Raw genomic sequence first — 10,731 nt, 5'->3', positions numbered from 1 at the left:
GAAAATAACGCTACGAACGAGAGAAGAACCGAAGAGGGCAGGGGACTGGAATGGAGAATCAAGGCGGTCGCCTATGAAATCAGGGCCTAACCACAACTAACTTCAATCCAAAAGGGCCATGATTCCAAGAGCGATTGGAACCCAGTTGCCTGCCTCCTCGCGCCAAATGGAACACCAACGCCAGAGGACCTAATAGGTGTCTTTCCGATCAGGTTTTTCTTGAAAATTGGCGGGAAAGCCAAGTGGGGGAGAACCGGAGGTTCGTCGGAGCAATAGCATCGGAAGGATACGCTTCGCAGTCGGTCCCGCAAGAGCCGCATTACACTCTTTCCGCCATCTATCGAATGAAACCACCACCCGTATGGGTAGTTTTTGATTTCGGTTTTGAGAAATAAGCAACGCTCCAAGCACCCAGAAGGGTGCTTGGAGCGACCAAAGTGCAAGCAAGCAAGAGACGCCTCAGCTTTGCTGCTTTTTCTTTTTCCATACGCGATCGTCGTTCGTCGTATCCGGGAACGGGTCCCCCGCCTTCAGCGTAATTTGCTGCGGGTTGTTGATCCCCATGTGGACATCATTGTCGCCGATTTCCATATAAGTACCGTCGTTCGGGGCACGCATGCCCGGCTTGAATTCCGTACGTTCTCCCATCGGGAAACACCTCATTCGTCGAGAAATTAGGGATGGCGCCTATCCGTTACGACTCTTATTGTTCGACGATCGACACCGCTCTAACCATGGGAACCGCAACCAGTGCATACAGAAAACGGGGAGGCGGCTGGCGGTTGTTCGGCTTGTAATGGGCATCGCGTTCTGCTATAGTAGATAGGTGCGAGTTTTGAAAGAATGTCTCGCTCCTTGCTCTCGATCAACGAGAGCCATAGTCCATAAGGAGGTGAAAGAAGCATGCGCAAATATGAAGTGATGTACATTGTTCGTACCGACATTGAACAAGAACAAGTTCAAGCGACGATCGAAAAATTCCAAGGCATCATCAATAACGGTGGCGAAATCACGAAGCATGACGTTATGGGAAAACGCCGTCTTGCGTATGAGATCAACAAGTTCCGTGACGGGCACTACGTATTGGTACATTTCAATGCGAACCCGGATGTTGTAGCGGAGCTTGACCGTGTAATGAAGATTTCTGACGAAATCGTTCGTTACCTGATCGTCAAAGACGTAGCCTAATCTCAGGCGCTGCAAGTGTTAGGATCGTTATGGGGAGGAATTCGAGATGTTGAATCGTGTCGTTCTTATCGGTCGTCTGACGCGCGATCCTGAATTGCGTTACACGCCTTCGGGCGTAGCCGTAACTCAGTTTACGCTGGCAGTCGATCGTCCGTTCTCAAGCAATCAGCAAGGCCAACAACGGGAAGCCGATTTTCTCAATATTGTAACTTGGAGACAACTCGCCGAGACATGCGCGAACTACTTGCGCAAGGGTCGGTTGACCGCGGTCGAAGGCCGCATCCAAATTCGCAATTATGACAATAACGAAGGAAAACGCGTCTATGTGACGGAGATCGTCGCCGACAACGTCCGTTTTCTGGAGTCCGGCAATAGCGCCGGCGGCGGAGCCAACCGCGATGATGCACCCCCTCCGTATGCGGAAGCGGGCAGCAGCGGCGGTGGAGGCAACCGAGGATTTGGCGGCGGTGGCGGAAACAGCGGCGGAAATTCACGCAAATCGGATCCGTTCTCAGACGATGGAAGACCCATCGATATTTCGGATGATGATTTACCATTTTAGGTAGAAAGGAATGAAGATCGGATGAACAACAGAAGAGAAGGCGGCGAAGAGCGCGGCGAACGCAAGTTCTCCCGTGGCAAAGGCGGCCGCAACAAGCGCCGCAAAGTTTGCTACTTCACTGTGAACAAAATCACGCATATCGATTACAAAGACATCGATACGCTTAAGAAATTCATCAGCGAGCGCGGGAAGATTCTTCCTCGCCGCGTAACCGGTACTTCGGCGAAGTACCAACGGATGTTGACGATCGCTATCAAGCGTTCCCGTCAAATCGCATTGCTGCCATACACAACGGAGTAATCCGTTGCTCTCATACAGCATGACCCCAGAGGGTGCCCGGTTTTCGAACCGGCATCCTCTTTGTTTTTTAGATGAAGCCCAATGCACACAGAGCCAAATAATGAAGCGGCGAAAAAGTGAAGAAAAGAGTTGCTGAATCACAAAAAGTTGTGAATAATGAGAGGAGAGAGAAGAAGGGATAATTTGTTGTTGGGTGGAGGAATCGACAATCTTACGCGTTCAAACATCAGATCTGGTTAGGCGGATCGCTCAAGTAGTTCGAGGTTACCGGGACAAGCCCGCCGTTCAACGCGCGGTCAGCCTGTTCGACAAGTTTAGAACCCGAGATTGGGTGTACTTGATCCCGCTCGTCGCGCTTTCGCTGTATATTCGTTTACGGTTTTACTTCTGGTTGATGGAGTCGAGATTTCCGCTAGCCCAATCACCCGACACACAATGGTACCTGGATTACGCCCACGCCCTGCTGAGAGACTTCAAGATCAGTCTGCATATGAACGACATCTTGTATATGGGCTACAACTTGCTGCTGACCTTGCTGCTTGCTATATTGAAGGAAACCGATTACATCTTATTCGTACAAGCCTTGGTCGCGAGTATATGCGTCATTCTCGTGTACAAAATCACCAGGATGCTGTTCAATCGGACGACTGCGTTCATTGCCTCCATGTTCTATTCCTTGTCCTACAGCATTACGTTATGGTCCATGTACATTTTGTCCGACAGCTTCTTCGTCAGCTTGCTGCTGCTTAACGTCTTCCTGCTGCTGAAGGCGTGGGAGTCGCCGAAGAAGAGATACAAGGTGCTGTTCGGCCTAACATCGCTGTACATGCTTATTTTCCGCCCGTCGGGCATCATTACGTTCGCGTTCATCGCCATCTACATCTTCATCCGGATGGACAAGAAGAAGCTCAAGCAATGGATCGTCCGCTACCGCATCGCGCTGGGCAGCACGCTGGCCGCCTGTATTGCGGCAGGATTGTTCCTCTTGCTGAGCGGCAAGCTGACCCCATTCTTCGACTCCTTGCAGATGAATGCGAAGATGGTGCTATACAACGTCTATGCAAAAGGGTGGATTTACGACCATCCGTTCAAGCACGATGTACCGTTCAAGCCGGACTACCGGATTAATATATTGAACAGCTTAATTCTTAGTTTTATAATTAACAACTGGGACCATATTCTGGTGCTCTACGGCAAACGAGTGCTGGCCTTCATCGGGCAATGGATCTGGGCGACCAATGTAACCATCTTGCCCGGCTTCATCAAGTTTTGTTGGAAAATGGTGCCGACCGGCCTCGTCCTGTTAGGAACCATAGCAGCGTTCTGGACGAAGAAATTCGTCAAGGCTTCGATCGTCTGGCTGATCATTCTCGCCGTGTTCCTGTTCTGCATCATCTTCTTCATTGACGGACTGTACCGCTACAAAGCCCCGGCCATGCCGTTCTTGGCGATTGCGGCCGCTTATGGAGCAGAGAGAGTTATATTCGTCGTCATCTATTCGGCCAAAAAATTAACGGGGAAGCTGCTATGGAAAAAGGAAAGATCCTGATCGTCGTACCGGCCTTCAACGAGCAGAACAACATTTTGAAGGTCATCTGGGATATCCGGGAGCATGTGCCGGAGGCCGATATACTAATCGTCAATGATTGCTCGACGGACCAAACCTCGTCGACCGCCCGCAAAGCGGAAGGGGTGAAGGTCGTCGACCTGCCCTATAACTTGGGCATCGGGGGAGCGGTGCAGACCGGCTTCAAGTATGCGTATGCGCAAGGTTACGATTACGTCGTGCAGATCGATGGAGACGGACAACACCCGCCCAAGGAAGTGGACAAGCTCTACGGAGCGATGCTGCGCACGGGAGCCGATATGGTCATCGGATCGCGCTTCCTCGATATCAAGTCGTTCCGGACGTCCTGGACGAGAAGACTGGGCATCCGCGTGTTCTATGTGCTGTTCCGTATCCTGATCCAGACGAAGGTGACGGACGGAACGTCCGGGTTCCGGATGTATAGCCGCAAGGGCATGGAGCTGCTGAGCCGCCACTATTCGGACGATTATCCGGAGCCGGATGCCGTCATCGTGCTGAAGAAGAACGGGCTGAAGATTCACGAGATCGGCGTAGAGATGCGCCATCGCGAGCACGGCAAGTCGTCCATCACCCCGCTTAAGAGTCTTTATTACATGGCGAAGGTGATCGTGTCGATCTTCTTCTCCTACATCCGACCAAGGTGGTGATCGCATGATGGAGGGCGCAACGCTTAGCGTACAATTGATGGGGGTTTGCTTCAGTCTCATCATTCTGATTTCGGTGTTCTTGATGGTAAAGGCCAAGATGATTCGCGAAAAATATTCGCTGGTCTGGTTTCTGATCGGCCTGTTTACGCTATTTATGTCGATTTTCAAGGACACGCTGGAATGGTTCTCGAATTTAGTCGGCGTCTACTACGCTCCGTCGGCCTTTTTCGCGATTCTGATCGCTTGCGCATACTTGCTGTTGCTCAATCTGAGCGTCAGCATGTCCGGCTTGAAGATGCATAACAAGACGCTCACTCAGGAGCTCGGGCTCACGAAGCTTCGTCTGGAGGAGCTGGAAAAGAAAATGAATGCAGGTGAACAGCATTAAATATTGGTTATTACTCGCAAACATCGTCATGACGGTAGCCGGCAGCACGCTGCTCAAACTGGGAAGCAAGTCGATCAAGTTCGACGGAGCGATGGTCGGGATCCTGCTCAGCTACCTCGGTTCTCCCGTTATTTTAGCCGGTTTCGCCACTTACGCTTTAGCCGCCTTCCTATGGGTTTATTGCTTATCCGTGTTCGAGCTCAGCTTCGTAACATTCGTCACTAGCGTGCAGTATGTGCTGCTGCTGATTGTGGCCATCTTCATTTTTCAAGAACAGATCAGTATGATGAAATGGGCCGGCTGCGCGTTTATTATGGTCGGCGTCATTTTCTGGCTGCGAGGCTAGCCGATGACGTACCGATTGGCACCATACACGGAGGTAATGCGGGGAGATTGGGATCGGTTCGCCGAGGCGAAAGGGACCGTATTTCATACGATCGGGTTCCGCAACATCCTGCTCCAATCGTTCGGCTATCGATCCGGTTACCACGCCGTGTTGGACGAACAAAACCGGGTTTGCGGACTCCTCCCGTTAATCGTCGGCCGCAACCTCAGCCTCAAGAAGGTCGGCCTATCGCTGCCATTCGCCAACTACACGGACATCTGCGCTGCAGACGAAGACGTGCGCCGGTTCGCCCTGGAGTCGATGAAGCGGCTGCGTGCGGAGCTTGGACTCGGCTATGTGGAGCTCCGGCTCCAAGAGCAGCGTCTGCCGGAAGAGCTGGCGTCGCAATGGAGCATCAATGAGAACAACTACACGTTCGTGCTGCCGCTCGCCGGGGAGGAAGAGCAGATCTTGGCGCTGTCCTCCGGCAGCAACCGCAATCACGTGCGCAAAGTGTACAAGAACAACTGGTTCGAGGTGAGCTTCGACCAGGGGCATTTGCCTGCCTTTTATCAAGTATACGTCAGAAGAATGAAGCAGCTCGGATCGCCGGCGCCGGATATCGCGTTCTTCAAGCGGTTCTTCGAGCTGCTGCCCGAGCAGGCGACTTTGCTGACGGTTCTCGATCGAGAGACGAGCATTGTCGCCGGCGGCATGGTGCTGCTGGCCAGTCCATCCAATGGGACGTTATATTACCCGTACGGGGCGAATTTGACGGAGTATAACAACAAGTATTTGAACAATTTCATGTATTGGGAAGCGGTGCGGTTCGGTATGCGGTGCGGGCTGCAGCAGCTCGATCTCGGCCGTTCGCCGGCGGGCTCCGGGACTTACACGTTTAAGGAGAAATTCGGGGCGAAGCCGGTCCAGCTGCAGTACCTCGTCTATGACGGAGGGAGCGGGGGACAGGGAGCGCCGGATAAGGATAGCCTGAGCTTCTTTGTGGAGCTGTGGAAGAAGATGCCCAGCCTGATCACGAATCCGGTCGGCAGAGTGCTGATGAAGTATTTGATGCCTTAACAATACAGTGTTCTCGGAGGAACTATCGCGATGGCGAATACGAACTGGAAGCAATATTTTGACAAAAAAGCCGAAACGCATGGGGCGTCCGTGCAGGCCTCGGACTACTTCAACGAAGAGAGCTTCTTCATGCAGCGGGACAATACGCTGCGCTGGCTCGGCCCGATGAAGGGGAAAGAGGTGCTGGATGCCGGCTGCGGCGTAGGCGCCTTCAGTGAGCCTCTGGTGGCGGAGAATACGGTGTACGGGGTCGACTTCTCGGTGAAGAGCCTGGAGCATGCGGCGGCCCGCGGGCTCAAGACGAGCGTGGACGATCTGATGGGGCTGAGCTTCGAGAACAACAAGTTCGACGCGGTCATGTGCATCGGGGTCATCCAGCTGATCGAGCAGTATGAAAAGGTAATCAAAGAGCTGGCGCGGGTGACGAAGCCGGGAGGCACGCTGCTCATCCAGACGCTCAACAAAGGCTCCGTGCAGCGCAAGCTGCTCAGCCTCTACGAGAAGAGCAAGAAGTTCGAGCGGATGTACGAGATGGAGGAGCTGAAGCAGGTGTTCGAGCGTCACGGCTTCAAGCAGATCGAGTTCCTGAAGATGTACCACCCGTTCAAGTTCGTAACCAAGAGTGCCGGGGGTGGCGGCTTGTCCCAATGGTTCAGCACGTCGTTCGCGATCAAAGGGGTTAAGGTGAAGTGACGACTTCGACTGCAGCTTCGAACCGCGTCGCGAACATGCTGACCTTCGATATCGAGGAATGGTTCCACGCGAATTATGATGGCCTGGAATTTCCACCTTATGGAACATCGCATTTCCGGCAAAACATGGACACGATTCTGAGGCTGTGCCGCGAGTCGAATTCCAAGGCGACGTTCTTCACGCTGGGGACGATCGGCGAGCACTATCCCGATGTCGTGAAGGCGATCGTCCGCGACGGCCACGACTTGGCGACGCATGGCTATGCCCACGAGTTGGCTTACAAGCAGTCGTACCAGGAATTCAAGGACGACGTGAAGAAGTCGGTGGACATCCTGGAGCAGCTGACCGGCACCAAGGTGTTAGGGTATCGTGCACCGTCCTGGTCCATCGTCGAGCGCAACTATCACTATCTGGAGGCGTTGGAGGAGCTGGGGCTTGTGTACGACGCGAGCATTTTTCCCGTGAAGACGTTCCTCTACGGCATCCCGACCGCACCGACCGAGGTGCACAGACCGGTCGTGAACGGGCGCACATTGAACCTGTTCGAGGTGCCGATGTCGGTTACACAAGTGGCGGGTCGCAATATCGGCTATTCCGGCGGCTTTTACTTCCGGTTTTTCCCGCGGTTCTTCATCCAGAACGCCATACGCAAAGCGAATCGGGAAGGAAAGAGCTCAATCGTCTACCTGCACCCGAGAGAGGTCGATCCGACGGAGCAGAAGATCGAGCTGCCGTTCAAGGAGCGCCTGATCCACTACTACAACGTCGGGGGTACGCAGCGCAAGCTGGCGAAGGTGTTGAATAGCTTCGAGTTTACTTCGGTGGCGGAACACTTGGCGCAGAAGGGATTGCTTCACGTATAAGATTGCCTGGGAAATAATTTCTTCCATCCGTTGGAAACTAAAAAAGCGGCCCCGTGAGCATTGAGCGGGACCGCTTTACTTTAACCATTAATCCGATACGAACCGCATCTTCGTTCGGAAATCGTCGATGTTGATGCCGGCCGGCGGTGCGGTGCTTTTGTTGAGCGAAATGGTGGTGCCATTGCATCCTATCACATAGGAGAAGGCTCGGGCGTCTGCCCCCGGCCATATTTCTTATCGTCACCCCCGTCGATTCATGATATATTTTTAACTAGGAAAGGACGTGACGACCAAAGATGCGTAAGATGCTGCGGCGAATCATCCTTCTAGGCTTCTCGCTCGCGCTGATCGCAGTCAGTTCGAGTTCGATCCTGGCGACGGAAGAGGACCAGCTGGAAGCGACCCGGAATTTGCTCCAGCAAGGGCTTACGATCCATGAGCTGGATCGGGAAATTGCCGGCTTGTCCGTGAAGGAACTGCAGATGACGATGCAAATCGTGGACAACCAGGAGCAATTGAAGCTGAAGAACGAACAAGTCCAGCAAACCCGCGAACGCGTCAAGCATGTCCTACGGGCGTATTATAATGGCGGACGCAAGCCGGTATGGGCGATGCTGCTCTCGGTTGACAGCTGGAAGGATGCCCTGTACGTGTTGGAGCAGACTCAGCTGGTGGCCGCCAACGACAAGAAGGCGATGGACCGGTATTTGACGGCTTATAGAGATATGAAGGCGGCGACAGAGAAGCTCGAAGTTCAGCGCTCCGCGCTCACCGAGCTGAAGGAACGCTTCATCGCGCAGAAGGTGCACCTGGTGGAGCTGCAGGAGGAGCTGGATCGGCAGTTGGCGGCTTTGCCTGCAGGGAGCACGGTGTTAGAGCAGATCCATGACTTGAACAAACAGTGGGAGCTGCGCGGGCTGCCGCAGGTGCGCAAATATTTCTCCGCCCTGGCCGCCACGCTGCAGAAGCTGCCTGAGCTGATTGCCCAGAAGCCGGAGATGCTGGCCTTGAGGGGACGGACGTATTCGTTCCAATTGAAGGATACCGATTTCAACGAGTTCATTCACTCGAAGAGCAAAGATCTGGAGACGCTGAACTTCACGTTCGGCGAGGGCAAAATTACGGTAGTGGGCAAGCAGGACGATACGGAGATGACGATGGTGGGGCGCTACGAGCTCGAGCCGGTGAAGAAGGAAGCCGTCCAATTCATCGTCGACGAGTTGAGCTATAATGGACTGAAGCTGCCGCCGGCCACGGTGAACGAGCTGAAGGAAACGAACGATCTGAGCTTTTACCCGAGCAAAATTCAGGCCGGCTTGCAGGCCACTAATGCAATTACGACGACAGGCAAACTGACGATTGAGCTGAAAATCAATTTGTTCTAAGCGGCTCAGGGGAGTCCTTCGTGTCGAAGGGCTCTTTCGGCGCCCTGTCTGGCCATGTAAGCGTCAGGCGGATTCACAACAACTACGGGATGTGATGGCAAGTGATAGAAATGCAGGATGTATGGAAGACGTACAAGGACGGCACGACGGCGCTGCACGGCATCAACGTGAGGATCGACTCGAACGAGTTCGTCTATGTGGTCGGACCTTCCGGAGCGGGCAAGTCGACGTTCATGAAGCTGATCTACCGAGAAGAGCGTCCCTCGAAAGGGCAAATTTTCGTGAACGGCTTTAATCTGGAGCGGCTGAAGGCGCGCAAAATTCCATATGTGCGGCGCAACATCGGCGTCGTATTCCAGGATTTCAAGCTGCTGCCGAAGCTCACCGTGTATGAGAACATCGCCTTCGCGATGGAAGTGGTGGAGGCGCCGAAGCGGCTGATCCGCAAGCGGACGCTGGAGGTGCTCGAGCTCGTGAAGCTGCGGGAGAAGGCGGACGTGTACCCGAATCAGCTGTCGGGCGGGCAGCAGCAGCGGGTCGTCATCGCGCGCGCGATCGTCAACAACCCGGCGGTCCTTATCGCGGATGAGCCTACCGGCAACTTGGACCCCGAGAACTCATGGGAGATCATGAAGCTGATGGAGGAGATCAACTTCCGCGGGGCTACGATCGTTATGGCGACGCATAACAAGGAGATCGTCAACACGATGCGCAAGCGTGTCTTGGCGATCGAAGGCGGGCGGATCGTCCGCGACGAGGCCAGAGGGGAGTACGGCTATGAAGATTGAGACCCTCGGCCGGCATTTCCGCGAAGGCTCCCGCAGCGTGCTGCGCAATGGCTGGATGTCGTTCGCCTCGATCAGCGCGATTACGATCTCGCTGTTCATCCTCGGCTTGTTTCTCATGCTCACGATGAATGTGAACTACTTGGCGTCGCAGATCGAGAGCCAGGTGGAAATCCGGGTGTACATGGACATCGAGACGAAGCCGGAGCAAGTGAAGTCGGTGGAGGAGCAAATCGCGAAGATGCCGGATGTCAGCAAGGTGACGTTCGTGTCGAAGGAGCAAGGACTGCAGATTCTGCGTGAAAAATTGGGCGAGGACAGCGAGGAGCTGCTGGAAGGCTTCGAGGGTGCGGAAAACCCGCTGAACGACTCGTTCAACGTGGAGGTCAGGGAGCCTCGGCTCGTGCAGCAGGCGGCGCAGCAGATCGAGGCGCTCAATATACTTAGCAGCGTGAGCCCGCCGCCGATCTACAAGGTGAGCTACGGGCAAGGCACGGTGGAGACGCTGTTCAAGGTCACGAACGCAGTGCGCAACGTAGGGCTCGTGTTTGTGCTGTTGCTCGGCTTTACGGCTTTGTTCTTGATCTCGAACACGATCAAGATGACGATTGTCGCCCGCCGCCGCGAGATCGGTATCATGAAGCTTGTCGGCGCGACGAATGCGTTCATTCGCTGGCCGTTCTTCATCGAAGGCGCGATGCTCGGGCTTATCGGCTCGGCGGTGCCGGCCGGGCTGCTCGCGTACGGGTACTGGCAGTTCGTGAAGTTCAGTAAGCTCGAGCTCGGGCTCATGCTGATCAAGCTGCTGCCGGCGGGGCAAGTGATGAGCGATATCACGTGGCTGCTGCTGGGGATAGGCGTGTTTATCGGGGTTTGGGGCAGTTTGATGTCGATGCGGAAGTTTATGAGCGTGTAGCTATCATGACA

Annotated in this window: 14 protein-coding genes; 13 read left to right on the top strand and 1 reads right to left on the bottom strand. The window is 54.3% G+C overall.

What is annotated here, in order from left to right:
• Positions 1–459: 459 nt before the first annotated feature.
• Complete coding sequence (locus PKO02S_RS10465) at positions 460–648, bottom strand: YjzC family protein (protein ID WP_127582245.1); 189 nt, start codon at positions 646–648, stop codon at positions 460–462.
• 255 nt (positions 649–903) lie between these two features.
• Between PKO02S_RS10465 and rpsF the strand changes: the two genes are divergently transcribed.
• The 13 genes from rpsF to ftsX all read left to right on the top strand — a co-directional run bounded on the left by rpsF (position 904) and on the right by ftsX (position 10,720).
• Positions 904–1,188, top strand: coding sequence for a 30S ribosomal protein S6 (rpsF, locus tag PKO02S_RS10460; RefSeq protein WP_127582242.1), 285 nt, complete (start codon positions 904–906; stop codon positions 1,186–1,188).
• Positions 1,189–1,234: 46 nt separating this feature from the next.
• On the top strand, positions 1,235–1,750 hold the full coding sequence (gene ssb, locus PKO02S_RS10455; RefSeq protein ID WP_127582239.1) for a single-stranded DNA-binding protein: 516 nt from the start codon (positions 1,235–1,237) through the stop codon (positions 1,748–1,750).
• Between the two features lie 21 nt (positions 1,751–1,771).
• The gene (rpsR, locus tag PKO02S_RS10450; RefSeq protein WP_127582236.1) at positions 1,772–2,050 is read left to right on the top strand and encodes a 30S ribosomal protein S18; all 279 of its coding nucleotides are present in this window, start codon (positions 1,772–1,774) and stop codon (positions 2,048–2,050) included.
• Positions 2,051–2,243: 193 nt separating this feature from the next.
• Entirely contained in the window at positions 2,244–3,599 is a 1,356-nt protein-coding gene (locus tag PKO02S_RS10445) for a glycosyltransferase family 39 protein (protein ID WP_127582233.1), read from the top strand.
• Positions 3,578–4,285 (top strand): glycosyltransferase family 2 protein, encoded by a 708-nt coding sequence (locus PKO02S_RS10440; protein WP_127582230.1) that lies wholly within the window; start codon positions 3,578–3,580, stop codon positions 4,283–4,285. The genes PKO02S_RS10445 and PKO02S_RS10440 overlap by 22 nt, the downstream gene beginning before the upstream one ends.
• A 4-nt stretch (positions 4,286–4,289) precedes the next feature.
• Positions 4,290–4,673, top strand: coding sequence for a DUF2304 domain-containing protein (locus PKO02S_RS10435; RefSeq protein ID WP_127582226.1), 384 nt, complete (start codon positions 4,290–4,292; stop codon positions 4,671–4,673).
• On the top strand, positions 4,660–5,019 hold the full coding sequence (locus PKO02S_RS10430; RefSeq protein WP_127582223.1) for a DMT family transporter: 360 nt from the start codon (positions 4,660–4,662) through the stop codon (positions 5,017–5,019). Before PKO02S_RS10435 ends, PKO02S_RS10430 begins: the two co-directional genes overlap by 14 nt.
• A gap of 3 nt (positions 5,020–5,022) precedes the next feature.
• Entirely contained in the window at positions 5,023–6,078 is a 1,056-nt protein-coding gene (locus PKO02S_RS10425; protein WP_127582221.1) for a GNAT family N-acetyltransferase, read from the top strand.
• A gap of 30 nt (positions 6,079–6,108) precedes the next feature.
• On the top strand, positions 6,109–6,771 hold the full coding sequence (locus tag PKO02S_RS10420; protein WP_127582218.1) for a class I SAM-dependent methyltransferase: 663 nt from the start codon (positions 6,109–6,111) through the stop codon (positions 6,769–6,771).
• Positions 6,768–7,634 carry a polysaccharide deacetylase family protein gene (locus tag PKO02S_RS10415; RefSeq protein ID WP_127582215.1) on the top strand — a complete coding sequence of 289 codons (867 nt, stop codon included), beginning with the start codon at positions 6,768–6,770 and terminating at the stop codon, positions 7,632–7,634. Before PKO02S_RS10420 ends, PKO02S_RS10415 begins: the two co-directional genes overlap by 4 nt.
• A gap of 296 nt (positions 7,635–7,930) precedes the next feature.
• Positions 7,931–9,019, top strand: a complete 1,089-nt coding sequence (locus PKO02S_RS10410; protein ID WP_127582212.1) for a hypothetical protein — start codon at positions 7,931–7,933, stop codon at positions 9,017–9,019.
• Between the two features lie 101 nt (positions 9,020–9,120).
• On the top strand, positions 9,121–9,807 hold the full coding sequence (ftsE, locus tag PKO02S_RS10405; protein ID WP_127582209.1) for a cell division ATP-binding protein FtsE: 687 nt from the start codon (positions 9,121–9,123) through the stop codon (positions 9,805–9,807).
• Positions 9,797–10,720, top strand: coding sequence for a permease-like cell division protein FtsX (gene ftsX, locus PKO02S_RS10400; protein ID WP_127582207.1), 924 nt, complete (start codon positions 9,797–9,799; stop codon positions 10,718–10,720). Before ftsE ends, ftsX begins: the two co-directional genes overlap by 11 nt.
• Positions 10,721–10,731 lie beyond the last annotated feature (11 nt).

This window comes from Paenibacillus koleovorans NBRC 103111, from assembly GCF_004000845.1.
Taxonomy (GTDB): Bacteria; Bacillota; Bacilli; order Paenibacillales; family NBRC-103111; genus Paenibacillus_AA; species Paenibacillus_AA koleovorans.
The sequence above is the reverse complement of the archived record's forward strand: the minus strand, read 5'-3'. Positions and strand labels throughout refer to the sequence as shown.

Coding starts and splice junctions, on each gene's coding strand:
- PKO02S_RS10465 (WP_127582245.1), bottom strand. CDS start 648: ATGGGAGAACGTACGGAATTCAAGCCGGGCATGCGTGCCCCGAACGAC.
- ftsX (WP_127582207.1), top strand. CDS start 9,797: ATGAAGATTGAGACCCTCGGCCGGCATTTCCGCGAAGGCTCCCGCAGC.
- rpsR (WP_127582236.1), top strand. CDS start 1,772: ATGAACAACAGAAGAGAAGGCGGCGAAGAGCGCGGCGAACGCAAGTTC.
- PKO02S_RS10440 (WP_127582230.1), top strand. CDS start 3,578: ATGGAAAAAGGAAAGATCCTGATCGTCGTACCGGCCTTCAACGAGCAG.
- rpsF (WP_127582242.1), top strand. CDS start 904: ATGCGCAAATATGAAGTGATGTACATTGTTCGTACCGACATTGAACAA.
- PKO02S_RS10435 (WP_127582226.1), top strand. CDS start 4,290: ATGATGGAGGGCGCAACGCTTAGCGTACAATTGATGGGGGTTTGCTTC.
- PKO02S_RS10410 (WP_127582212.1), top strand. CDS start 7,931: ATGCGTAAGATGCTGCGGCGAATCATCCTTCTAGGCTTCTCGCTCGCG.
- PKO02S_RS10425 (WP_127582221.1), top strand. CDS start 5,023: ATGACGTACCGATTGGCACCATACACGGAGGTAATGCGGGGAGATTGG.
- ssb (WP_127582239.1), top strand. CDS start 1,235: ATGTTGAATCGTGTCGTTCTTATCGGTCGTCTGACGCGCGATCCTGAA.
- PKO02S_RS10420 (WP_127582218.1), top strand. CDS start 6,109: ATGGCGAATACGAACTGGAAGCAATATTTTGACAAAAAAGCCGAAACG.